The sequence below is a fragment of the Streptomyces sp. NPDC014764 genome (genome assembly GCF_043082785.1).
In the GTDB taxonomy this organism is placed as follows: Bacteria; Actinomycetota; Actinomycetes; order Streptomycetales; family Streptomycetaceae; genus Streptomyces; species Streptomyces althioticus.
In genome coordinates this window covers 147,935-170,249 of the sequence record NZ_JBIBXY010000011.1, presented here as the reverse complement: position 1 = coordinate 170,249, position 22,315 = coordinate 147,935, and the positions used below count along the sequence as shown (strand labels likewise).

21 protein-coding genes are annotated in these 22,315 nt (G+C 74.0%); 11 read left to right on the top strand and 10 right to left on the bottom strand.

The features are described from left to right. The first annotated feature begins 61 nt into the window (after positions 1-61). The 4 genes from ACF1AG_RS24530 (at position 62) to ACF1AG_RS24515 (ending at position 5,463) form a co-directional block, all read left to right on the top strand. Entirely contained in the window at positions 62-1,573 is a 1,512-nt protein-coding gene (locus tag ACF1AG_RS24530; protein ID WP_391810393.1) for a CehA/McbA family metallohydrolase, read from the top strand. 13 nt (positions 1,574-1,586) lie between these two features. Next, entirely contained in the window at positions 1,587-1,982 is a 396-nt protein-coding gene (locus ACF1AG_RS24525) for a nitroreductase/quinone reductase family protein (RefSeq protein WP_359605604.1), read from the top strand. A 125-nt stretch (positions 1,983-2,107) separates the two neighbouring features. Then, entirely contained in the window at positions 2,108-5,065 is a 2,958-nt protein-coding gene (locus ACF1AG_RS24520) for a BTAD domain-containing putative transcriptional regulator (RefSeq protein WP_359605606.1), read from the top strand. Positions 5,066-5,274: 209 nt separating this feature from the next. Next, positions 5,275-5,463 (top strand): sigma-like protein, encoded by a 189-nt coding sequence (locus tag ACF1AG_RS24515; RefSeq protein ID WP_359605608.1) that lies wholly within the window; start codon positions 5,275-5,277, stop codon positions 5,461-5,463. Between the two features lie 129 nt (positions 5,464-5,592). On the opposite strand, the gene ACF1AG_RS24510 is transcribed toward ACF1AG_RS24515, so the two are convergent. The 3 genes from ACF1AG_RS24510 to ACF1AG_RS24500 all read right to left on the bottom strand — a co-directional run bounded on the left by ACF1AG_RS24510 (position 5,593) and on the right by ACF1AG_RS24500 (position 9,628). Beyond that, the gene (locus ACF1AG_RS24510) at positions 5,593-6,138 is read right to left on the bottom strand and encodes a hypothetical protein (protein ID WP_391810392.1); all 546 of its coding nucleotides are present in this window, start codon (positions 6,136-6,138) and stop codon (positions 5,593-5,595) included. A gap of 184 nt (positions 6,139-6,322) precedes the next feature. After that, the gene (locus ACF1AG_RS24505) at positions 6,323-8,683 is read right to left on the bottom strand and encodes a PQQ-binding-like beta-propeller repeat protein (RefSeq protein ID WP_359606094.1); all 2,361 of its coding nucleotides are present in this window, start codon (positions 8,681-8,683) and stop codon (positions 6,323-6,325) included. Positions 8,684-8,905: 222 nt separating this feature from the next. Then, a complete protein-coding gene (locus ACF1AG_RS24500) occupies positions 8,906-9,628 on the bottom strand; it encodes a VOC family protein (RefSeq protein WP_359606092.1) in 723 nt (240 codons plus the stop codon). Positions 9,629-9,762: 134 nt separating this feature from the next. Between ACF1AG_RS24500 and ACF1AG_RS24495 the strand changes: the two genes are divergently transcribed. The 3 genes from ACF1AG_RS24495 to ACF1AG_RS24485 all read left to right on the top strand — a co-directional run bounded on the left by ACF1AG_RS24495 (position 9,763) and on the right by ACF1AG_RS24485 (position 11,726). Next, positions 9,763-10,398, top strand: coding sequence for a TetR family transcriptional regulator (locus ACF1AG_RS24495; protein ID WP_359606099.1), 636 nt, complete (start codon positions 9,763-9,765; stop codon positions 10,396-10,398). Between the two features lie 218 nt (positions 10,399-10,616). Further along, on the top strand, positions 10,617-11,042 hold the full coding sequence (locus ACF1AG_RS24490) for a pyridoxamine 5'-phosphate oxidase family protein (RefSeq protein ID WP_359606090.1): 426 nt from the start codon (positions 10,617-10,619) through the stop codon (positions 11,040-11,042). Positions 11,043-11,060: 18 nt separating this feature from the next. Then, positions 11,061-11,726, top strand: coding sequence for a pyridoxal 5'-phosphate synthase (locus ACF1AG_RS24485; RefSeq protein WP_359606089.1), 666 nt, complete (start codon positions 11,061-11,063; stop codon positions 11,724-11,726). A 42-nt stretch (positions 11,727-11,768) separates the two neighbouring features. Here the strand turns inward: ACF1AG_RS24485 and ACF1AG_RS24480 are convergent, their stop codons facing one another. Continuing rightward, positions 11,769-12,368 carry a GNAT family N-acetyltransferase gene (locus tag ACF1AG_RS24480; protein WP_359606087.1) on the bottom strand — a complete coding sequence of 200 codons (600 nt, stop codon included), beginning with the start codon at positions 12,366-12,368 and terminating at the stop codon, positions 11,769-11,771. A gap of 102 nt (positions 12,369-12,470) precedes the next feature. Here ACF1AG_RS24480 and ACF1AG_RS24475 point away from each other — a divergent pair, with 102 nt between their 5' ends. After that, the gene (locus tag ACF1AG_RS24475) at positions 12,471-13,670 is read left to right on the top strand and encodes an NAD(P)/FAD-dependent oxidoreductase (protein ID WP_359606085.1); all 1,200 of its coding nucleotides are present in this window, start codon (positions 12,471-12,473) and stop codon (positions 13,668-13,670) included. A gap of 28 nt (positions 13,671-13,698) precedes the next feature. On the opposite strand, the gene ACF1AG_RS24470 is transcribed toward ACF1AG_RS24475, so the two are convergent. After that, positions 13,699-15,006 carry an MFS transporter gene (locus ACF1AG_RS24470; RefSeq protein WP_359606083.1) on the bottom strand — a complete coding sequence of 436 codons (1,308 nt, stop codon included), beginning with the start codon at positions 15,004-15,006 and terminating at the stop codon, positions 13,699-13,701. Positions 15,007-15,078: 72 nt separating this feature from the next. Here ACF1AG_RS24470 and ACF1AG_RS24465 point away from each other — a divergent pair, with 72 nt between their 5' ends. Beyond that, positions 15,079-16,122, top strand: coding sequence for a helix-turn-helix domain-containing protein (locus ACF1AG_RS24465; RefSeq protein WP_359606081.1), 1,044 nt, complete (start codon positions 15,079-15,081; stop codon positions 16,120-16,122). A gap of 415 nt (positions 16,123-16,537) precedes the next feature. On the opposite strand, the gene ACF1AG_RS24460 is transcribed toward ACF1AG_RS24465, so the two are convergent. From ACF1AG_RS24460 to ACF1AG_RS24450, 3 genes are all read right to left on the bottom strand, one after another. Further along, entirely contained in the window at positions 16,538-17,005 is a 468-nt protein-coding gene (locus ACF1AG_RS24460; RefSeq protein WP_359606097.1) for an ATP-binding protein, read from the bottom strand. A gap of 495 nt (positions 17,006-17,500) precedes the next feature. Further along, on the bottom strand, positions 17,501-18,013 hold the full coding sequence (locus tag ACF1AG_RS24455; protein WP_359606079.1) for an EF-hand domain-containing protein: 513 nt from the start codon (positions 18,011-18,013) through the stop codon (positions 17,501-17,503). Between the two features lie 174 nt (positions 18,014-18,187). Continuing rightward, positions 18,188-18,568, bottom strand: a complete 381-nt coding sequence (locus tag ACF1AG_RS24450; protein ID WP_359606077.1) for an STAS domain-containing protein — start codon at positions 18,566-18,568, stop codon at positions 18,188-18,190. A 363-nt stretch (positions 18,569-18,931) separates the two neighbouring features. On the opposite strand from ACF1AG_RS24450, the gene ACF1AG_RS24445 reads away from it, so the two are divergent. Together ACF1AG_RS24445 and ACF1AG_RS24440 are read left to right on the top strand one after the other, a co-directional pair. Further along, positions 18,932-19,513, top strand: a complete 582-nt coding sequence (locus tag ACF1AG_RS24445; protein WP_359606075.1) for a sigma-70 family RNA polymerase sigma factor — start codon at positions 18,932-18,934, stop codon at positions 19,511-19,513. Then, positions 19,510-20,688, top strand: coding sequence for a maleylpyruvate isomerase N-terminal domain-containing protein (locus ACF1AG_RS24440; RefSeq protein ID WP_387797707.1), 1,179 nt, complete (start codon positions 19,510-19,512; stop codon positions 20,686-20,688). The genes ACF1AG_RS24445 and ACF1AG_RS24440 overlap by 4 nt, the downstream gene beginning before the upstream one ends. Positions 20,689-20,910: 222 nt before the next feature. Here the strand turns inward: ACF1AG_RS24440 and purU are convergent, their stop codons facing one another. Beyond that, positions 20,911-21,792: a formyltetrahydrofolate deformylase gene (purU, locus tag ACF1AG_RS24435; protein WP_391810391.1), complete on the bottom strand. Its 882-nt coding sequence runs from the start codon at positions 21,790-21,792 to the stop codon at positions 20,911-20,913. Positions 21,793-21,839: 47 nt separating this feature from the next. After that, positions 21,840-22,286, bottom strand: coding sequence for a hypothetical protein (locus tag ACF1AG_RS24430; protein WP_359599979.1), 447 nt, complete (start codon positions 22,284-22,286; stop codon positions 21,840-21,842). Positions 22,287-22,315 lie beyond the last annotated feature (29 nt).

The following is a 22,315-nucleotide window of genomic DNA, read 5'->3' as shown; positions in this document are numbered from 1 at the left end:
TTGCACCGCACCACCCCTGCATCACCCAGCCCTGTCCTCACCGACACCCGGGAGCAGCAGCATGTGCGAGGAGCATCAGACCGGCGTCGGACGGCGCGCCGTCTTCCTGACGGGCGCCGCCGCCGCGGTTACGTTGGGGAGCGTGAGCTTCGCCTCCGCGGCCGAGGGCGGCCGCACCCGGACCAGGACCGTGCGGGGCACCCTGGAGCCCGGCGCCCCCGACTTCGTGTACATCCCCGTTGAAGTGCCGTACGGGGTAGAGGAGTTGCAAGTCGCGTACACCTACGACAGACCCCAGGTCCCGGCCGGCACCGCGGGCAACGCGCTGGACATCGGCGTCTTCGACGAGCGCGGCACCGGCCTCGGGGGCGAGGGGTTCCGCGGCTGGTCCGGCGGGGCACGCACCGAGTTCTTCGTGCGCGCCGACGAGGCCACTCCCGGCTACATCCCCGGCCCGGTGCGCGCGGGCACCTGGCACATCGCGCTCGGCCCGTACACGGTCGCCCCGCAAGGCCTGTCGTACGAGGTCACCGTGACGCTGACGTTCGGCGAGCCGGGCCGGACGCCCCGGCCGGTGCATCCGCCGGAGCGGGCGAAGGGGCGGGGGCGGGCCTGGTACCGGGGCGACTGCCATCTGCACTCCTGGCACTCCGACGGCCGCCGCACCCCGGGGGAGATCGCCGCGCTCGCCCGCGCGGCCGGGCTGGACTTCGTCAACTCCAGCGACCACAACACGCATTCCGCGCACGCCCACTGGGCCGAGGCGGCCGGTGACGACCTGCTGGTGCTGCTCGGCGAGGAGGTCACCACCCGCAACGGGCACGTGGTGGCGCTCGGCACCGACCCCGGCACCTTCGTCGACTGGCGCTACCGGGCCCGCGACAACCGCTTCGGCCGGTTCGCCCGGCAGATCCGCCGCGCGGGCGGCCTGGTCGTGCCCGCGCACCCGCACGCCGCCTGCATCGGCTGCAACTGGAAGTTCGGCTTCGGTGAGGCGGACGCGGTCGAGGTGTGGAACGGCCCCTGGACGCCCGACGACGAGGTGGCGCTGGCCGACTGGGACGGCATGCTGGTCGCGTCCGTGCGGGACGGCCGGGACTGGATTCCGGCCATGGGCAGCAGCGACGCGCACCGCGACCCGGACGTCGTCGGCCTGCCGCAGACCGTCGTCCTCGCCGACGACCTCTCCCGCCGCGCCGTCCAGGAGGGCATCCGCGCCGGCCGCTGCTACGTCGCCGAGTCCGCCGCCGTCTCCCTCGCCCTGACCGCGTCCGGCCCGCGCGGCGAGCACGCGGGGATCGGCGAGCGGCTGCGGGTCGCGGACGACTCCCCCGTCGTGGTCCGCGCCGGGGTCACCGGCGCCCCCGGCTGCACCGTCCGCCTCGTCACCGACCAGGGCGTGCTGCACACATCCGCGCCACTGCCGGCGAGCGGCGAGGGCGTCGTGGAGTGGCGGACCACCCCGGCGTACGCGGCGTACGTGCGGGCGGAGGTGCGGCACGAGGCCACGGTCCCGCCGCTGCCCGGAAGCCTGGCCGCTTTCACCAACCCCGTCTTCCTCGGCCGCCGGTAGGCTCGGCGCCACGATGACTTCTCGCGCCGAACGCAAGTACCGCGTCGCCACGGCCTTCCAGCGCCGTGTCGGGAACCCCCTGCTGCGCCGGATGCCGTTCCAGACCCTGCTCGAGACCACCGGCCGGGTGTCGGGCCTGCCCCGCACCACACCGGTGGGCGGGCGGCGCGAAGGCGACGCCTTCTGGCTGGTGTCGGAGTTCGGCGAACGCTCGCAGTACGTGCGGAACATCAAGGCGGACCCCCGGGTGCGGGTGCGTGTCCGGGGCCGCTGGCACACCGGCACCGCCCACCTGATGCCCGACGACGACCCCGTGGCCCGGCTGCGCTCGCTCCCCCGCCTCAACAGCGCCGCCGTCCGGGCGATCGGGGCCGAACTGCTCACGGTACGGGTGGATCTGGACGGATGAGGTCGCACATGTGTGGAGTCCGTGGCGGCCTGTCGCTCCCCGTGTGATCGGTGTCTCGCGAGGCTGACTCATGCGTCAGGAGAAGGCAAACTGGCGTAGTTGCTCGGAATTCATAGGGGGACTGCATGGACGGTGTGCCGCGAGGACCCGAGCAGCGGGGTCCCGGCTCCTCCCCGGAGCCGGCGGCGCTGCGGTTCGGGGTGCTGGGCCCGGTGCGCGCCTGGCGTGACGACGTACCGGTCGCCACCGGCAGTCCGCAGCAACGCGCCCTGCTGGCCGCACTGCTGCTGCGCGAGGGCCGCACCGCGACGGCCGCCGAGCTGATCGACGCCCTGTGGGGCGAGGAACCGCCCTCGCAGGCGCTGGCCGCGGTGCGCACCTACGCGTCCCGGCTGCGGAAGGTGCTGGACCCCGGCGTCCTGGTCAGCGAGTCCGGCGGCTACGCCGTGCGGGGACTCGGCGAGGGCGCGCTCGACCTCGCGTCCGCGCAGGAGCTGGCGGCGGAGGCGGAGAAGGCCCGCGCCGCCGGGGACCTGAGCCGAGCCCGCGACCTGCTCAACCAGGCGCTGGCGCTGTGGGACGGCGAGACGCTGGCCGGGGTGCCCGGCCCGTACGCGGAGGCGCAGCGCGTCCGTCTGGAGGAGTGGCGGCTCCAACTCGTCGAGACGCGGCTGGACATGGACCTGGAGCAGGGCTGCCACGCGGAGGCCGTCTCCGAGCTGACCGCGCTGACCGCCGCCCACCCCCTGCGGGAGCGGCTGCGTGAGCTGCTGATGCTGGCGCTGTACCGCAGCGGCCGCCAGGCGGAGGCGCTCGCGGTGTACGCCGACACGCGCAGGCTGCTCGCCGACGAGCTGGGCGTCGACCCGCGCCCGGACCTGAGCGAGCTGCAGCAGCGCATCCTGGAGGCCGACCCGGCCCTCGTCGAACCGCCCGCCAGGCCGTCCACCACGGAGCCCGTGACCGTACGCCCGGCGCAACTTCCGGCGTCCGTGCCGGACTTCACGGGCCGTGCGGCGTTCGTGCGGGAGCTGGGCGAGGTCCTCGCGTCGGCCACCGGTGACCAGGCGCAGGTGATGGCGGTGTCCGCCCTCGCCGGCATCGGCGGCGTCGGCAAGACCACCCTGGCCGTGCACGTGGCGCACGCCGCCCGGGACGCGTTCCCCGACGGCCAGCTCTACGTCGACCTTCAGGGCGCCGGCGCGCGCGCCGCGGAGCCGGAGACGGTCCTCGGCTCCTTCCTGCGGGCGCTGGGCACGGCCGACTCGGCGATCCCGGACCCGCTGGAGGAGCGGGCGGCGCTGTACCGCTCGGTGCTGGACGGCCGCCGGGTGCTGGTGCTGCTGGACAACGCCCGCGACGCGGCGCAGGTACGGCCGCTGCTGCCGGGCACGGCGGGATGCGCGGCGCTGGTGACGTCCCGGGTGCGGATGGTGGGCCTGGCCGGGGCGCACCTGGTCGACCTGGACGTGATGTCGCCGGAGGAGGCGCTGGCGCTCTTCACGAAGATCGTCGGCGAGGAGCGGGTGCGTTCCGAGCGGGAGGCCGCCCTGGACGTGGTGGCCGCCTGCGGCTTCCTGCCGCTGGCCATCCGTATCGCCGCGTCGCGGCTGGCCGCCCGCCGCACCTGGACCGTGTCGTTCCTCGCGGCGAAGCTCGCCGACGAGCGGCGCCGCCTGGACGAGCTGCAGGCCGGGGACCTGGCCGTGAAGGCGACCTTCGAGCTGGGTTACGGCGCGCTGGACGCGGCGCAGGCCCGTGCGTTCCGGCTGCTGGGACTGGCCGACGGCCCCGACATCTCGCTGGCCGCCGCCTCCGCCCTGCTGGACCTGGAGGCGGAGGCGACGGAGGACCTGCTGGAGTCGCTCGTCGACACGTCCCTGCTGGAGTCGGCGGCCCCCGGCCGCTACCGCTTCCACGATCTCGTGCGGCTCTACGCGCGTGCGTGCGCCGAGCGGGACGAGCAGCCGCCCGCCGAGCGGGAGGCGGCCAGGTCGCGGCTGCTGGACTACTACCTGGCGACGGCGGTGCGGGTGTACGGCATCGAGCGGCCGGGCGACCGGACCGTGGCGCACCTGGAGAAGGGCCGTTTCGAGGGCGAGGAGTTCTCCGGCGCGGCGAAGGCGCTGGACTGGCTGCACAGCGAGGCCGGGCCGCTGCTGGCGTGCGTGCAGCAGTCGCTGGGCGCGTCCATGGTGCGCCGGGCCGTGGACCTGCTGGTCGCCACCATCGACCTCGCGGAGTCCGGGGTGGACTCGCGCCAGTACCGCAAGACCGCGCGGGCCGCGTGCGAGGCGGCGGCCGCCCTCGGGGACGCCCGCGCCGAGGTGCGGGCCCGGGTCACCGTGGCCCAGGTGCTCAGCCAGGCGGGCCGGTTCGAGGCCGCCGAGGAGGAGACACGGCGGGCGGACGCACTGCTGCGGGAGGCGGACGACCCGTGGGCGAACGGCACCGCCCCGAACCAGCTCGGCATCATCGCCCTGTGCACCGCCCGGTACGCGGACGCCGAAGGGTACTTCCTGCGCGCGATCGACGCCTTCCGCGCCGACGGCAACCGGCCCGGCGAGGCCAGCGCGGTCTGCAACCTCTCCCGCAGCCTCGCCTCCATGGGCCGCAGCAACGAGGCCGTGGAACTCGCCCGGCGGGGCGTCGAGATCTACGACGAGCTGGGGATGTCGATGCGGCTGGCGAACGCCCGGTACGCGTCCGGGATCGTGCTCAGCCAGGCGGGGCGCTCCTCGGAGGCGCTGGCCCAGCTCGACGAGGCGCTGTGCATCTTCGCGGAGAACCGTCAGTCGCTGTGGGAGGGCACGACCCACTACCGCATCGCCGAGGTGCACCTGCGTGCCGGACGCCCGGCGCGGGCCGCCCGGCACGCGGAACAGGCCCTGGCGATGGGCTGCATCGGCGGCGACTGGATGCGGGCCAACGCCCTCACCCTGCTCGGCCGGGCGCTGGACACCCTGGACCAGGGCGACCGGGCGCGCGCCTGCTGGCGCGAGGCGCTGACCCTGTACGACGAGACGGGTTCCGCGGAGGCCGTCCAGGTGCGCAGGCTGCTCGCCCCGCTGTCGGCGGCCTGACGGCGGCCCGCCGGGGGCGTTCATCGAACGTTTATGGCGGGCTGCCACTCTCATGGAACGGATGCGTCGCGTCGGGGGGCAGGCGGATCCGAGGGGCTCATCTCCAGTCTGAGACCCGCTGGAACGCCCGTTCGGCGGCCTTCGGGGGAGTCGCCGAGCGGGCCGTTCAACCGCACGTCCCAGTCCACCTGTTGGGGGTTGTACACGTCATGACGGAAGCCACGAACGAGCCGGAGCTCACCACGCAGGACCAGCACGCGCCGACGCCGCCGAGCAAGGACGACCCGGAGGTCACCACGCTCGACCAGCACGCGCCGGCCCCGCCGAGCATCGGCGAGGTCACCACGCTGGACCAGCACGCCCCGGCGCCGCCCGCCTTGGACCGGGACGGCCGCTGAGCCTTCTTCCCGCACGGGGACGGCCGCGGCGGCACGGAGGGGGAGCCACCGCGGCCGAGTCGTGAAGAGGGGCCCTGGCGCGGAGTCGTACGACTCCGCGCCAGGGCCCCTCTTTTCGTGCCGTCGTGGTCAGGCCGCCGGGGCGTAGGAGTCGAGCTCGCAGTCGTCGACGAGCGGGACGCTCGCCTCGTCGTCCACCGGGACCCTGGCCGCGGTGGTCTCGCCCGCCGGGACGGAGACCTCCTCGGTGCCGCGGGTCAGTTCCTCGCCGGCGGCGTCCTTGAAGACCACCGTGACGGAGAAGATGCCGTCCACCGTGTCGGTGTTGGTGACCTCGACGGTGGCGTACGGCGTCTCCTCGGACGCGCAGTCGACCAGCGTCACCGTGGCGGCGTCCGGGGACGTCGACGCCTCCGAGCCGCCGGAGCCGCTGCTGCTGCCGTAGTCGTCGTCGTAGTCGTCATCGTCGTAGTCGTCATCGTCGTCGTAGTCGCGGTGCGAGCCGCTCGACGAGTCGTGGTTCTGGCTGGAGCTGCTGCATCCGCCGCCGCCCCCGCCGTCGTGGTCGCCCCCGCTGGTGCCTCCGTGCCCTCGGCCGGTGGAGAAGCCGGTGAGCGCGAGGACGACGAGTGCCGAGACAGCGGTGAGCCTGAGTGTCTTCCCCCGAGAAGTCATGGCCCTCAGGTTAGCGATCTCTGTGTCACGGCCATGTCACTGCCTGGCGACCGTCCCGTACCCGGCGTAGCGCCGGCCCCGAGGGCGGCGGGCGCCGCCGCCCCGCAGCGGCGGCCGCCGTCCGGGCCCCTTCCGTACAGCCGGCACGACGGCCGTCCCACGGGGACACCGGGGACGACGCGTCTCACGCCGTCCGCGCCGTGCCCGTGCCCTTCTCCGCGTCCAGCGCGTACACACAGCGGTCCTTGCTGCACGCGTACACCACGCCGTCCCGCACCACCGGGGAGCCGGTGATCTCGCCGCCGGTCGCCAGCTTCCAGCGCAGCCGGCCGTCGTCGGCCTTCAGCGTGTACAGCAGGTGGTCGCTGGAGCCGAAGTGGATCCGGCCCTCGGCGACCGCGGGCGCGCCGACGATCTCGCCGCCGGACTGGAAGCGCCACTTGGGCGTCCCGGTGACCGCGTCCAGCGTGTAGAGCCCCTTGCCGCTGCCCACGTGGACATGGCCCGCGGCGACCAGCACCGGCTCGACCGAGGAGCGCGCCTCGGTGGCGATGCGCCAGCGGTCGCGGCCGTCGGTGGCGTCCAGGGCGTACACCGTGCCGAGGTAGTCGGCGAGGTACACCCCGCCGCCGGTGACCGCGGGGCCGGGCACGAAGGCGGGCGGGCACAGGAAGACCGCCGGGGCCTCGAAGTGCCAGCGGACGTGCCCGGAGGCGGCCTCCAGGGCGAGCACCCGGGTGCCGGCGCAGACGTAGACGTAGCCGTCGGGCGCGGCGGTGAGGCGGATCGGGACGCCGCCGCAGGAGGCCGCGTCACCGATCGGGTACGACCAGCGCTCCTCGCCGGTGCGGACGTCCAGGGCGCGCAGCCGGGCGTCCTGCCAGACGTAGGCGGTGCCGTCGAAGAGGGCGGGGCCGGCCTCCGGGGACTCGAAGTCGGTCTGGCAGCCGGTGATCTCCCACAGCTTCTGCCCGGTGGACGCCTCCCAGCCCTGGACGCCGCCGCCGCGGGTGCCGGTGAGGACGGTGCCGCGGCCGGCTTTGAGGGAGTACACCCAGGCGTCCGTGTTCAGCCGCCACAGGTCGCCGCCCTCGCGGGCGTCGAGCGCGTAGAGGGTGGGCCCGTCGGAGGCGTGGATGCGGCCGTCCGCGACCGCCATCGACCAGGCGACGTCCCGCGTCTTGAAGCGGCGCCGTCCGGTGGCCACGTCCAGCGCGTGCACCTCGAAGGAGGTGACGTACACCAGGTCGCCGGCGACGGCGGGGGTGCCCCACACGTCGTTGGACATGCGGAACCGCCAGGGGCGCCAGCCGCCGGGCTGCTCCGGCTGCGCGGCGGGCGCCGGGGGCACGGGCGCGACGGCCGGCTCGGCGCCGTTGACGCCGGGGCGGGGCTTGGTCCAGGTCGCGGCCAGGGCGGCGGCGGGCGGGGGCACCTGCACGGCGGCCGCGCGCGTGTCGGCGACGCGCGGGCCGGGGCCGATGGGCACCGCGGCGCCCGCCAGCCGGACGGGGCCGGTGCCGGGCGCGCCCACGGGGGCCGGCTGGGGCGGGGGCGGCGGGACGACCGGGTCGTGCGGCGGCGGAGGCGGTACGTGGGGACGCGCGCCGCCCGCGCTGCGGCCGCTGTTCTGCGCCGGTCTGGCGGGGCGGCCGCCGCGGCGCGTCTCGATCAGGGCGACCGCCCGCTCGGGCAGCCACGCGGACGCCGTGCCGCTGTCGTCGGAGCCGGAGCCGAACAGGTGCGGGGCGAGCTGGGCCTGGAGGTCGGCGGGGTTGGGCCGGGCCGTGGGGTCCATCTGCATGCACGACTCGATGAGCGGCCGCAGTTCGTCCGGCAGGCCCTCCAGGTCCGGGCCCTCGCGCAGCAGCATGAAGACCGTCTCGACCGGGTTGGCGCCGTGGAACGGGGGGTGGCCGGTGGCGGCGAAGACCAGCATGGAGCCGAGGGAGAACACGTCGCTCGCGCCGGTGACGCTGCGGGAGTCCTTGGCCTGCTCCGGGGACATGTAGGCGGGGGTGCCGACGGCCACGTTGGTCATCGTCAGCCGGGTGTTGGACACCCCGGAGGCGATGCCGAAGTCGATCACCCGGGGGCCGTCCTCGACCACCAGCACGTTGGACGGCTTGAGGTCGCGGTGGACCAGGCCCGCGCCGTGGATCGACTGGAGCGCCTCGGCGACGCCGGCGGCGAGCCAGCGCACGGCCTGCGCGGGCAGCGGCCCGCACTCGTTCACTATCTCCTCGAGCGAGGGGGCGGGGACGTAGGCGGTGGCCAGCCACGGCACGGCGGCGCGCGGGTCGGCGTCCACGACGGCCGCCGTGTAGAAACCGGAGACCGCGCGGGCCGCCTCGACCTCGCGCGTGAAGCGGACCCGGAAGAGCTGGTCCTCGGCCAGCTCGGTCCGGACCGTCTTGATCGCCACCCGCCGGCCGGACGCCGAGCGCGCGAGATAGACCAGCCCCATGCCGCCGGCTCCCAGCCGTCCCAGCACCTCGAACGGCCCGATTCGCCGCGGATCGTGCTGCGTCAGCTGATCCACCACTTGCCTGCCACCTCCCCGTACGCGTCGCGCCACCACCTGTGCGCGACCGTAGTGCAGCGTCTCACCACCGCACCGCCGTGGCGGCACGCACCCCGATTCTTCCTGTCCGGGCCCCCTGGTGCGAACCGGCCGACAAATCGGGTGTCCAGGTTTACATATGACTCGAATGGACGGACGGACGGTGTACAGGAGCCGGACCGCGACGGCGCACCGAGCGTACGGTCAGCGCCGCAGCAGCGCGAAGGACGCCCCCTGATTGTCGGTGACGACGGCCGCCGTCCCGTACGACGTCTCGAAGGGTGGAACCTGCGTGCGTCCGCCGAGCCGGGCGACCTGCTCCAGGGCGGCCTCCAGTTCCGTCACGGCGAAGTGGACGAGGAGGTGCGGCGGCATCTCGGGGGCGAAGACGTCGGAGACGGGCGCGCGTCCGAAGTCGGGGTCGGCGCCCTCGCCGAACAGGGCGTCATGGAAGAGGTCGCCGTAGAAGGTGTTGGCCGTCTCCGTGTCCCGCGCGTAGAGCTGGACCCAGGCGAAGGTGCCCGGTTCGTGGCGGCGTCCGAAGCCGGTCGCGGTCCCGGGCTGCCACAGCGAGAACACCGCGCCCTCGGGGTCGGTGACGAGCGCGGTGCGGCCGAGGCCGCCGAACGGCGCCGGCGGCGCGACCACCTGTCCGCCGGCCGCGCGGATGCGCGCGCACAGGGCGTCGGCGTCCGGGGTGGAGAAGGACACCGTCCACACCGTCGGCAGCCGTCCGTCCGTCTTGTGCGCGAGGGACGCCACGGGGTCGCCGTCCTTCAGCGCCCGGACCGTCCCGGTGGGCCGGTCCTCGAAGGTCCAGCCGAACAGCTCACCGTAGAACCGCTTGCCCGCCTCCAGGTCGGGCAGCTGCGCGTCCACCCAGCAGGGGGTGCCCTCCGTGTACTCCGACGCCCTGTTTTCGGCCATGCCGACAACGTAGCCGCGCCGCCCGCACCCCGCCGACCAGGCACACCAGGGTTTTTCGGGCCCCGCACCCCATTTGCAGTCGGCCGAATCGCGCTCCCGAACCCCGTCGGTAAGCTGACGGCATGACAGGACAAGTGCGTACCGTCGACGGCCGCGTGGCCGGCCGGCGTGGGCAGGAGACCCGGCAGAAGCTGCTCGACTGCCTCAGCGAGATGCTCAGCTCGTCCCCGTACCGGGATGTCAAGGTCATCGACGTCGCCCGCCGTGCGGGGACCTCGCCGGCCACCTTCTACCAGTACTTCCCGGACGTCGAGGGCGCCGTCCTGGAGCTCGCCGAGACCATGGCGGCGGAGAGCGGCTCCCTGAGCGAGCTGGTCGAGGGACGCTCCTGGAGCGGGCGGGCAGGCTGGCAGACGGCACAGGAGCTGGTGGACGGTTTCCTGGAGTTCTGGCGGAAGAACGACGCGATCCTGCGTGTGGTGGATCTCGGCGCCGCCGAAGGGGATAAACGTTTCTCCAAAATCCGTCTGAAGGTCCTCAACGCCGTGGAGGCCTCCCTCGCCGAGGCGGTCTCCGAGCTCCAGGCGAAGGGGCGGATCGACAAGGACGTGAACCCCGGCGCGGTCGCCGGGTCCCTGGTCGCCATGCTGGCCGCCGTGGCCTCGCACCAGAAAGGTTTCTCCTCCTGGGGCGTCAAGCAGGCCGAGATCAAGCCGAACCTGGCGCTGCTGGTGCACCTGGGGGTCACCGGGCGCAAGCCGACCAAGTAGCCGCGCGCGGCCCCGCTCCTCCCCCGCGACCTCGTCGTTCCTGTCATCCGGGCGGCGGTTCACTCCGGTGGACCGCCGCCTGTCGCGTTCCCGGGGGTCGTCCGGTTCCGATGGTGGGGGAACGGCGTGAGGAACACGTCCGGGCGGGACCGGCGTTGTTCCGTCCGGCCGCAGGCCCGAGTGCACGCCCCGACGCCGACGACGCTGGAGGAACCACCATGGCCCTGTCCCCCGAAGAGCGCGAGAAGTTCCTGTCCGAACCGCGCGTGGCCGCGTTCGCGGTGGACGCGGGCGAGGGCCGCGCCCCGCTGACCGTGCCGATCTGGTACCAGTACGCGCCCGGTGAGGACGTGTGGATCCTCACCGGACTGCACTCCCGCAAGAACCGGCTGCTCCAGGCGGCGGGACGCTTCTCCCTCCTGGTGGAGCGCGTCGAGCCGACCATCCGCTACGTCTCCGTCGAGGGCCCGGTCGTCGACACCTCCCCCGCCACGATCGAGAAGCTGCGGGAGATCTCCGCGCGCTACCTGCCCGCCGAGAAGGTCGAGGGGTACGTGGACTTCGCGTGGAAGAACCACGGGGAGCAGATCATCGTGCGGATGCGGCCGGAGCGGTGGGTGTCGTCGGACCTGGGGTCGATCTGAGGGCCGACAATCGGCCGCATGGAACCCGACCTTCACGCATTGCTGCGGTCCCTGCGGGTGTGGGACCCGGCCGTCACCGACCTGCGCCCCTTCGACGTCGGGCGGGCCCCCGCCGAGCCGCTGCCGCTGTTCGCGCGGTGGCTGGCGGACGCCGCGGCGGCCGGGCAGCCCGAGCCGCACACCATGTCCCTGGCGACGGCGGACGCGGACGGCCGGCCTGACGTACGGATCGTGATGCTGCACGGCGCGGACGAGCGGGGCTGGTCGTTCGCCACGCACGCGCACAGCCGCAAGGGCGGGCACCTCGCCGCCCGCCGGTACGCGGCCCTCGCCTTCTACTGGCCGGTCCTGGGCCGCCAGGTGCGGGTCCGGGGTCCCGTCACGGCCGCCCCGCCCGAGGAGGCGCGGGCGGACCTCCACGCCCGCTCCGCGGGCGCGCTGGCTTCCGCCCTGACCGGCCGCCAGAGCGCGGTGCTCGCCTCTCCCGAGGAACTCGCCCTCGCCTCGGAGGCAGCCTGGGAGAAGGCCCGCCGGGCCCCTGACACCCCGGCCCCCTCATGGACCCTGTACCACCTGGCCCCGGAGGAGACGGAGTTCTTCCAGGGCGCCGCGGACCGCCGCCATGTGCGGCTGCGGTACCGCAGGGAGGAAGAGGGGTGGGTGAGGGAGCTGCTGTGGCCGTGAGGGGATCGCCGGGAGCCTGCGGGGTGGCGTCCCGGAGCGGGATCACGGCCCCGGCGGGGCCGGGTCCGTCGCGAGGCGGGCATGGAGGTGGGTGTCGCGGAAGGCGTCGTGGCGGTCGCGGGCGAACATCGCGTCGCGCAGCGTGCCCTCCGGGAGGAAGCCGCAGCGGTTCGCGACCCGGCAGGACACCTCGTGGCCGACGGCGTGGCCCAGTTCCAGGCGGTGGAGGGCGCCTTCGGTCAGCGCCCAGTCCGCGGCGAGCAGCACCGCCCGGGTGGCCACGCCCCGGCCGCGCGCCTCGGGCAGGACCCAGTAGCCGATCCTGCCGGCGGCCATGACCGGCCGGATGTCGTCGATGCCGACGTGGCCGAGCGGGGTGCCGTCGGTCCCGTCGGCGACGTGGAAGGAGACGACGGTCCCCTCCTCGGCGAGGGCGGCCCGGGTGCGCAGCGACCGCCGGGCGCCGTCCAGGTCGCCGACCGGACGCAGCGGGGTGTTCCAGCGCCGGAACTCCGGGTCGGTGAGGCCGCGCAGCCAGGCCTCGGCGTCGTCGTCGGAGTGCGGGTCCCAGGCGCGCAGGAGCAGTCCGTGGCCGCGGAGTTCGGACGGCGGGCGGGAACGGGTGCGCTGCGGTGAAGACATAGGGACATTGAACCCGCGATCACGACATCATGTGATCATTCCGCAACCAATTCCGGTCTTGACCGAGACCCATCAACCTCGTGCCGGATTACGCTCGCGGTCATGGCCGACTCCACCACGTCCGCGCAGCCCACCGCGCCCCTCCGGGCGGACCGCCCCGTCTACGTCGTCGGCGGCGGCCCCGGCGGACTGTCCGTCGCCTACGCCCTGCGCGCCCACGGGGTGCGGGCCGTCGTCCTGGAGCGCTCCGAGCGGGTCGGCGATTCCTGGCGCCGCCACTACGACCGGCTGCACCTGCACACCACCCGGCGCCGGTCAGCGCTGCCCGGCCTGCCGATGCCCCGCCGCTTCGGACGCTGGCCGTCCCGCGACGACGTGGTCCGCTACCTGGAGAAGTACGCCGAGCACCACCGCCTGGAGATCGTGACCGGCGTCGAGGTGTCCCGCGTCGAGCGCACCGGGGACGGCACCGGCTGGCTGCTGCGCGCCACCGGCGGACGGGAGCTGACCGGCGCGGCGGTCGTCGTCGCCACCGGCTTCAACCACACCCCGCGCGTCCCCGACTGGCCCGGACGGGACTCGTACACCGGGGAGCTGCTGCACGCGTCCCGGTACCGCAACGCCAAGCCGTTCGCCGGGCGGGACGTCCTGGTGGTGGGCGTCGGCAACACGGGCGCCGAGATCGCCGTGGACCTGGTGGAGGGCGGCGCCTCCCGGGTGCGGCTGGCGGTGCGGACCCCTCCGCACATCGTGCGCCGCTCGACGGCCGGCTGGCCCGCGCAGTACTCGGGGATCCTGGTGCGCCGGCTGCCGGTGCCGCTGGTCGACCGGATCAGCCGCCTCCAGGCGCGGATCGCGGTGCCGGACCTGTCCGGGCACGGCCTGCCCCGCCCGGACACCGGGCTCTACAGCCGTGTCCTGGAGGGCGCGATCCCCGTGCAGGACGTCGGTCTGATCGACGCCGTGCGCAAGGGCGAGGTGGAGGTGGTCGCCGCCGTGAAGGGCTTCGAGGAGGGCGAGGTGCTGCTGGCCGACGGCGAGCGCGTGGCGCCGGACGCGGTGGTCGCGGCCACCGGGTACCAGCGCGGCCTGGAGGGCCTGGTCGGCGGCCTCGGGGTGCTGGACGAGCGGGGCAGACCCGTGGTCCACGGCGCCCGCACCCCGGCCGGCGCCCCGGACCTGTACTTCACCGGCTTCACCAACCCGATCAGCGGCAACCTCCGCGAGATGGCCCTGGACGCCCGGCGCATCGCCCGCGCGGTCGCCCGCAGCGGCAAGGCGTCCCGGCTGCCGGGCGCCTGACCCTCGGGGCGTCCGCCCCTCGGACGCCTCAGCTCGCCGTGAGGACCGCCGGCCGCTTCCGGATCACCAGCGCCATCAGCGCCGCCGCCGCGCACAGCGCGCCCGACGCGAGCCACACCACGTCGTACGAGCCGAACGCGTCCCGCGCGAGGCCCCCGGCGAAGGCGACGATCGCCGCGCCCACCTGGTGCGACGCCAGCACCCAGCCGAACACGATGGGGCTGTCGTCGCCGTAGTGCTCCCGGCACAGCGCGAGGGTGGGCGGCACGGTGGCGACCCAGTCGAGGCCGTAGAAGACGATGAACAGCAGCATCGGCGGGTGCACGGAGGGCGCGAGCAGCAGGGGCAGGAAGAGCAGGGAGACGCCGCGCAGCGCGTAGTAGACGGCGAGCAGCCGGCGCGAGTCGAAGCGGTCGGTGAACCAGCCGGAGGCCACCGTGCCGACGACGTCGAAGACGCCGATGACGGCGAGCAGGGACGCGGCGGTGGTGATGGGCATGCCGTGGTCGTGCGAGGCGGGCACGAAGTGGGTCTGGATCAGACCGTTGGTGGAGGCGCCGCAGATCGCGAACGTGCCGGCGAGCAGCCAGAACGGGCCGGTGCGGGCGGCGGAGGCGAGCACGGCCAGGGTGCGCCGGGCGGCCCCGGGCACGGGCACCGGCTTGGGCACGAACTCCTTCGCCCCGTACGGCTTCTGGCCCACGTCGGCCGGGTGGTCGTGCAGCAGCAGCCAGACGAACGGCACCACCGCGAGCGCGGCGAGCGCCACCGTCACGGCCGCGGGACGCCAGGAGTACCGGTCGACGATCCACGACAGCAGCGGCAGGAAGATCAGCTGCCCGGAGGCGGACGCGGCGGTGAGGATGCCGCTGACCAGGCCGCGCCGCTCGGTGAACCAGCGGTTGGTGACGGTGGCGGCGAAGGCGAGCGCCATGGAACCGGAGCCGAGGCCCACCAGCAGGCCCCAGCAGAGCATCAGCTGCCAGGCGGCGCTCATCCACACGGTGGTGCCGGAGCCCACCGCGATCACCGTCAGGGCGACCGCGACGACCCGGCGGATGCCGTAGCGGTCCATCAGCGCCGCCGCGAACGGGGCGGTGAGGCCGTACAGCGCCAGGTTGACGGAGACCGCGGCGCCGATGGTGCCGCGCGACCAGCCGAACTCCTCGTTCAGCGGGTCGATGAACAGCCCCGGCACGGCGCGGAAGGCGGCGGCCCCGATGATCGTCACGAAGGTGACGGCGGCGACGAACCAGGCGCGGTGCACCCGGCGGCGGGTCGGCTTGCCGCCGCCTGCGGACGGCCCGACGGCGGTGGTTTCACTGGTCGTGGTCACGTCGTACAGCTTCAGCCAAGCATGTCCGCTTCAACGAGTGGCCCGAGGGACAGCATTCGCTAGGATCGGGCCATGCCTCCGGAACCGGTCGAGCGACCCCACTCCCCCGTCGGCCACCGGCCCCACCGCGTGGTCGTCCTCGCCCTCGACGGCCTGCTGCCGTTCGAACTGGGCATCCCGCACCGCGTGTTCGGCCGCCCCCGGGACGAGCAGGGGCGCCCGCTGTACGAGGTGGTCACCTGCTCGGTCCGCCCGCCGGGACCGGTGCAGACGGACGCCGACTTCACCATCCATGTGCCGCACGGCCCGGAGGCTTTGGCCACCGCGGACACGGTGGTCGTCCCGGCCTGCTACCAGCTGGGCCCGGTGTTCGAGCGGGGCGAGCTGACGGACGAACTGGCCGACGCGCTCGGCCGCATCCCGCCGACCGCGCGCATCGCCTCCATCTGCACGGGCGTCTACGTCCTCGCCGCCTCCGGCCGCCTCGACGGCCGCCGCGCCACCACGCACTGGGCGGACGCGGAGCGGCTCCAGCGGCTGTTCCCGCAGATCGACGTCGACCCGGACGTGCTGTTCGTCGACGACGGCGACATCCTCACCTCGGCGGGCGTGGCGGCCGGGATCGACCTGTGCCTGCACATGGTGCGGCGCGACCACGGCGCCGCCGTCGCCAACGACGTGGCCCGGCGCACGGTCGTGCCGCCACACCGGGACGGCGGCCAGGCGCAGTACATCCGGCTTCCCGTGCCGGACCCGCAGCAGGCGTCCACGAGCGACGCCCGCGCCTGGGCGCTGGGCCGGCTGCACGAGCCGGTCCAGCTGCGCGACATGGCGGAGCGGGAGTCGATGTCGGTGCGTACCTTCACCCGCCGCTTCCGGGAGGAGACCGGGGTCAGTCCGGGGCAGTGGCTCACCCGTCAACGGGTGGAGCGGGCGCGGTACCTGCTGGAGACCACCGGGCTGACCGTGGACCAGGTGGCGCGGGACTCCGGGTTCGGAACGGCCCAGTCCATGCGGGCCCACCTCCAGGCGGCCCTCGGCGTGACCCCCACGGCCTACCGGCGCACCTTCCGTGCGGCCTCGGAGCGCGGGGAAGGGGCGGCGGTCACGGTCTGAGCCCCGCACGCGTCCGTCTGTCCACAGGCTGTGGACGGAGCTCGCCCCGCGGCGGTGCGGCGCCGCTCGCCCCGAGCGCGACAGCCCCGCACCGCCCTGCGACTCCGGCGGCCCCGCCAGGTCCCCCGCCCCCGGGAGGCGTGCGCCGGATCACGACCCACACTCGCCGAGGGCTCCCGTCGCGGCGCCCTCGCCGTCCCCTCGCGGCGAATCGCTGACGACCAGCGTGATCACCCGGTGACGGCACGTCAATACCGTTTCGACAGACAATGCGGCATTCACGACTATTGCCCGTTTCGTCGGGTCGGCGCACGGGAGCACACCCGGCGCACCGGATCACGCACGACACCGGAACGCCGTCCCACCGTGCACCCGTGCCTCCCCGAAGGAGCGGCAACCGTCGGGCGCGGCGCGCTCAGACCGCCTCGTACGCCAGCCCGTCGTACGTCACCGCGCCGCCGCCGCAGGAGGCGCGGGCGGTTCCGGACGCCGCGCCGCAGCGGTCGAGTTCGCACCAGATGCGCTTGCCGGCGCCCTCGGTGCTCCAGCCCCAGCGGTCGGCCAGCCCGTCGACCAGGGCGAGTCCGCGCCCGCCGGTCGACTCGTCGCCCGCGCAGCGCGGCACCGGCGCCCTGCCGCTGCGGTCGGCGACCTCCAGACGGACGGTGACCTCCTCGGCCGCGTCCGCGCCGGGCAGCGAGAGCCGCAGGACGGCCGGACGACCCGTGTGCACCACGGCATTGGTGACCAGCTCGGAGACGAGCAGGATCAGCGTCTCGGCCAGCGGTTCGTCGGCCCCTATGCCGGACCCGGCCAGCCGTGAGCGGGCCCAGCGCCGGGCCCGCCCCACCTCAGCGGGGTCGGGCCGGATCTCCAGCTGCACTTGAAGCACCTGCACCGCTCACACCATCCGAACCGGCGGACACTTGGACTCGCGCCTCACGAGGGCCACGATCCTAGCCATTCCCTGCATGGCCAGAACAACGGCCGGGACCGGGATCACGGACCGTGACTCCCTTGTGGGACAGCATGGTTGACCTACAGTCACCTCAACAAGCGCTTCGGGCATATTCCAGCGCGAAGGAGTACCTGTGCGGCATACTGTGCGACGCTTGCCGCGCGGACTCGAACGGAGCGCGGTGCACGGCCCGTTGACCCCACGAGCACCCGTGGGAACGGCGCCTCGGGCAACTGCCTCGAGGGCGCCCGGCCGCGGCGGACGCTCACGACGACTCGCATCCCGCACAACGTACCGGAGACGCCGCCCGACTCCGGGCCGTGACGAAGGAACTCACCCGGCCCGGGGCCGTACGGACGCTGCGTGATCAGGAAAATGCCACGATCCGCGACACGAACGGGGGCGCGGACGCCCGGCGCGTCACTCGGGGACGGTGAAGTAGCGGGCGAACGCGGAGACGACGTCCTCCTCGCCGATCCGGCCGTCCCCGTCGGTGTCCAGCTGCGCCGCGGCCTCCGCGGCGACGTCCCCCTGGATGCCCAGCACCTGGAGCACGCGCGCGGTGTTCTCCACCCCGACGGCTCCGTCACCGGTGGTGTCCGCGACGGCGAGCGCCGCGTGCAGGAAGGGGCGGGCGATCTCGGCGAAGCGCTCCGGGTTGTCCCGCAGCCGCTTGAGCGCGCCGGTCACGAACTCCTCGCGGGTGATGCGCTGGTCGCCGTCCCGGTCGGCGATGCCGGCCATGCCCTGCCAGAACGCCTCGGCGCCGACGTACAGGGCCTGGCCCCGGTCGGAGCGGGCCGCCGTGCCGAACTCGGCGAGCAGCGCCTTGGCCGCCGCCATGAAGTCCTCGCGGTCGATGTAGCCGTTGCCGTCCTGGTCGAAGCCGGCGAAGCGGGCCGCGATCCTGCGCTCGTACTCGCTGGTGACCATGTCTTGTTCAGGCCGCCTTAGGTCGGAGGGGTCGTCTCGCTGGGAGCGTACGGGGTGTGGGGGCGCGGGGGAGCCGGAAAGCGGGGCTTGGACCAGGACCGGGGGAACACCGGGACACACGTGTGACACGTGTGAGGGGCACCACGCGCGGGCGGAGGGGTGAGGCGGCGGGGCTCAGGCCGAGAGCGGGCGGGCGTCCTCGTCGACGGCGGACGGCACGTCCGGGTGGACCTCGAACAGCCGGCGCACCCCGAGCGCGCCGAGCACCTTGTTGACGTGGCTGCCGTCGGCGGCGCCGCGCGCGGGCAGGATCAGCCGCAGCCGGCCCTGGCAGGAACGCAGCAGCCGGCGGGAGGCTATGAGCACGCCCACCCCGCTGGAGTCGCAGAACCACACCTCGGAGAGGTCGAGGACGAGCCGGTGCCGCCCTTCCGCCACGACGTCGTGCACCCGCTGCCGCAGCACCGGGGACGTCACCAGGTCCAGCTCGCCGGAGACCCGGAGGACGGCCCATTCGCCGTTCTCCTGGTCGGTCACGTTGAAGGTCACCACCACGCCCCTCGCTCGCCGAAACGGAAGCAATGCCTACGCTTCCTTGCTGCGCGGCTGCCCACCGGCCGTTCCCTGAAACACGGCCCCAGAAACGGTTACCGAAGAGAACGGGCTTGTTCTGGTCGCAATCGATCCGATTCGATCGGTTCCGATCGGGGGACGACGGGGCAGAGATGATCCGCACGGCGTGCCACCTGCGCGGGCGACCCTCTACCACGGAAGCCGCCCCATGGGGCGCACAATGCCACAAAGGGGCGTGCACGCGCGTCCACGGCGACTACATTCGTGGCGTCGCCGGTCACACGCCGGACCCGGGAACCGACCGCCCCGGGGGCCCGCGGGACGAACAGGGGGTGAGGGGACCGCATGCGGAAGAAGGACGCACCGCCCCGCTGGGACCGCAAGATGCAGCAGCGGCTCGCCCGCGGGGAGGCGGCGGCCCTGGGCGAGCTCTACGACCGCTTCGCCTCCCTGGTGCACGGCCTCGCCCACCGCGTCCTGGGGGACGAACACGCGGCCGACACCGTCACCCGGGACGTCTTCGCCCACGTCTGGCAGCACCCCGACACCTACGACCCCCGGCAGGGCCCCCTGCGCAGCTGGCTCGCCGCCCTGACCAACCGGCTGGCCGTGGAGCGGCTGCGCACCACCGAGACCGCCGCGCTCGCCCGGGGCGGCCCCGGCACCACCGAGGACCTGGAGCGCAAGGTCCGGCACGCCTCGGTGGCCGCCCGCGCCGACTACATCGTCCAGTCCATGCCCGCACCCCTGCGGGCCGCGCTGGAACTGGCCTACTTCCAGCGCCGGGACTACCGGCAGACCGCCGCGGACCTCGGCGTCACCGACGAGGAGGCCCGCCGCCGGCTGCGCCTCGGCCTCCAACTGCTGGCCACCGCCCACGACGTGGGGGCGCCGGGCGCACCGCCCGGGGTCGGGGGTGCCGCGTGAGCGGGCGCGGCCCCGGGCCGTACGACGACCGCGGCTCCCTCGCCGCCGGTCCGGACGAGCTGCCACCGGGGCCGGAGCACCAGGTGCTGAAGTCGCTGCTGGGCGCCTGGGCGCTGGCCGCCTGCGCGCCCGCGGAGGCCGACGCCGTCGAGGAGCACCTCGGTGTCTGCGGCCCCTGCGCGGACGAAGCGCTGCGGCTGCGCGAGGCCGTCGGCCTGCTCCAGCGGCCCGAGAGCCTCGACCTGAAACCGGCGCTGCGCACCCGCGTCCTGGAGACCTGCCTGGAGCGGCGTCCGCCCCGCGTCCCGGTCCCCGACTGGGCCGCCGCCTACGACGCCGAGACCGCGCGGCTCGACGCGCTGCTCCAGGACTTCGGCGACAACGAGTGGCACGCCCCGGTGCGGCTGCGCTGGTACGAGGGCGACGAGGTGAGCAGCCGCCGCACCACCGTCGCCGGGGTCATCGCCCACCTCATGACCGTCGACGGGCTGGTCGCGGTCGCCCTCGGCCTGGAGGACCCGCTCGGCGAGGTCCGGCCCGAGCGGCCCACACCCTCCGGCCGCACCGAGGCGTACTGGCGGGCCGCCCGCTTCCCGCCCACCCGGACCGTCCGCGGCCCCTGGCGCGAGCAGAGCCACCGGCTGGTCCGCACGGTCTCCTTCACCGGCAGCGACACCGGCCGCATGACCGTCCCCTACGGCGACTTCGCGCTGCCGCTGCACGACGCGATGCTGGACCGGGCCTTCGAGTGCTGGGTCCACGCGGAGGACATCGCCGAGGCGGTGGACTATCCGTACGACCCGCCCGCCGGGCGCCATCTGCACGACATGGTGGACCTCGCGGCCCGGCTGCTGCCGGTGGTCCTGGAGAGCCGCCGCCACCACGGGCTGGCGGCCCCTGTGGAGCGCCGGCTGGTCGCCGCGGGCGAGCCGGGGCGCAGCCTGCGACTGGAGATCGAGGGGTCGGGCGGCGGGGAGTGGCTGATCCCGCTGGACTCGTCGGCGGCGAAGGGGTCCGCCGAGCACGAGGTGGCGCATGTCGCCCTGGACGGGGCGGAGTTCTGTCGGCTGGCGGCCGGACACGTGCCGCCCCGGGAGGCTGCCGCGGGACAGGAAGGCGACCGGGAGGCGATCAGGGACGTACTGTTCGCTGCCGCGAGCTTGAGCAGGATGTAAGGACGCCTTGCGTCACGCCGGCGGCTGCGGATGCGTCGTGGCCGTCCGCGCGGTTCCCCGCGCCCCTGATGCGTGGACGGGTGCGGGTACGTCGTGGTTGCGCGCGCAGCTCCCCGCGCCCCTGACACGGTGCAGTGGACGCGCCCTGAAGGGGCGCGGGGAACTGCGCGAACGGCCCCCTGCGGCCCGCAGTCGCCGACGAGACCCGTGAAGCCCCGCCTCTCAGGCGAACACGACCGTACGGCGACCGTTCAGCAGAATCCTCCGCTCGGCGTGCCACTTCACCGCCCGCGCCAGCGCCTGGCACTCCACGTCCCGCCCGATGGCGACGAGCCCTTCGGGCGTGACGTCGTGCGACACCCGCTCGACCTCCTGCTCGATGATCGGCCCCTCGTCGAGATCCGCGGTGACGTAGTGAGCGGTCGCCCCGATCAGCTTCACACCCCGCGCATGTGCCTGGTGATACGGCTTCGCGCCCTTGAAGCTCGGCAGGAAGGAGTGGTGGATGTTGATGATCCGCCCCGACAACTGCTTGCACAGGTCGTCCGACAGCACCTGCATGTACCGGGCGAGGACGACGAGTTCGACCTCGTCCTCCCGCACGATCTCCAGCAGCCGCGCCTCCGCCTCCGGCTTGGTGTCCCTCGTCACCGGGATGTGGTGGAAGGGGATGTTGTAGGAGGCGACGAGCTCGGCGAAGTCGGTGTGGTTGGACACCACACCGGCGATCTCCACGGGCAGCGCCCCGGTCTGCGCACGGAACAGCAGGTCGTTCAGGCAGTGCCCGAACTTGCTGACCATCAGCAGGATGCGCATCTTCTCGTCGGCCCGGTTGATCTGCCAGTCCATCTGGAAGGAGTCGCCGATCGCCGCGAAGCTCGCCCGCAGCTTGTCCACCGTGACCGGGGCCTCCGCGGAGAAGTGGACGCGCATGAAGAACAGACCCGTGTCGTGGTCGCCGAACTGCTGGCTGTCCTCGATGTTGCAGCCGGTCATGAACAGGTAGCTGGACACGGCGTGCACGATGCCCTGCTTGTCGGGGCAGGACAGGGTGAGGACGTACTGGTCGGCGGGTGCCGCGGCTCGGGTGGACTGCTCGCTCATGGGGGAAAGGGTCGCACACCCGCACCGGCGCCCGGCCGGTCGTCCCGCTACGCGGAACGGGTCATGATGCGCAGCACCTCGAGGGTGCTGGGCACGGCGTCCGGGTCGTCGCCGTCGCTCGACGCCATCCGCACGTGCGCGTCACGCGCGGCGCGCACCGCCTCCGGCCAGCCCTCGTGCTCCAGGTACGCGGTCACCTGGGCGTCCGGCCCGACCTGGTGCATGATGCGCAGCACGCGCAGCACTGCGGTGTCGACGAGCGCGGCCTCCTGCGAGTCGCGGAAGATCGTGCCGACGTACTTCTCGGCGGACCAGTTGTCCAGCCAGGTGTCCTCGACCAGCCGGTACACGGCGTCGGTGACGTCCCCGTAGCCGGGCACGCCGGCCAGCCAGACGTCCCGCTGGAAGGCGGGGTCGGAGAGCATGTGCAGCGCGGAGCGCACATTGCTGCGCCAGCGCCACCACGGCATGTCGTTGAGTGGCATGCCGCCCATGGTGGAGGAGCGACGGCCGCGACGGGAAG

Coding starts and splice junctions, on each gene's coding strand:
- ACF1AG_RS24530 (WP_391810393.1), top strand. CDS start 62: ATGTGCGAGGAGCATCAGACCGGCGTCGGACGGCGCGCCGTCTTCCTG.
- ACF1AG_RS24525 (WP_359605604.1), top strand. CDS start 1,587: ATGACTTCTCGCGCCGAACGCAAGTACCGCGTCGCCACGGCCTTCCAG.
- ACF1AG_RS24520 (WP_359605606.1), top strand. CDS start 2,108: ATGGACGGTGTGCCGCGAGGACCCGAGCAGCGGGGTCCCGGCTCCTCC.
- ACF1AG_RS24515 (WP_359605608.1), top strand. CDS start 5,275: ATGACGGAAGCCACGAACGAGCCGGAGCTCACCACGCAGGACCAGCAC.
- ACF1AG_RS24510 (WP_391810392.1), bottom strand. CDS start 6,138: ATGACTTCTCGGGGGAAGACACTCAGGCTCACCGCTGTCTCGGCACTC.
- ACF1AG_RS24500 (WP_359606092.1), bottom strand. CDS start 9,628: ATGGCCGAAAACAGGGCGTCGGAGTACACGGAGGGCACCCCCTGCTGG.
- ACF1AG_RS24490 (WP_359606090.1), top strand. CDS start 10,617: ATGGCCCTGTCCCCCGAAGAGCGCGAGAAGTTCCTGTCCGAACCGCGC.
- ACF1AG_RS24485 (WP_359606089.1), top strand. CDS start 11,061: ATGGAACCCGACCTTCACGCATTGCTGCGGTCCCTGCGGGTGTGGGAC.
- ACF1AG_RS24480 (WP_359606087.1), bottom strand. CDS start 12,368: ATGTCTTCACCGCAGCGCACCCGTTCCCGCCCGCCGTCCGAACTCCGC.
- ACF1AG_RS24475 (WP_359606085.1), top strand. CDS start 12,471: ATGGCCGACTCCACCACGTCCGCGCAGCCCACCGCGCCCCTCCGGGCG.
- ACF1AG_RS24465 (WP_359606081.1), top strand. CDS start 15,079: ATGCCTCCGGAACCGGTCGAGCGACCCCACTCCCCCGTCGGCCACCGG.
- ACF1AG_RS24455 (WP_359606079.1), bottom strand. CDS start 18,013: ATGGTCACCAGCGAGTACGAGCGCAGGATCGCGGCCCGCTTCGCCGGC.
- ACF1AG_RS24445 (WP_359606075.1), top strand. CDS start 18,932: ATGCGGAAGAAGGACGCACCGCCCCGCTGGGACCGCAAGATGCAGCAG.
- purU (WP_391810391.1), bottom strand. CDS start 21,792: ATGAGCGAGCAGTCCACCCGAGCCGCGGCACCCGCCGACCAGTACGTC.
- ACF1AG_RS24430 (WP_359599979.1), bottom strand. CDS start 22,286: ATGGGCGGCATGCCACTCAACGACATGCCGTGGTGGCGCTGGCGCAGC.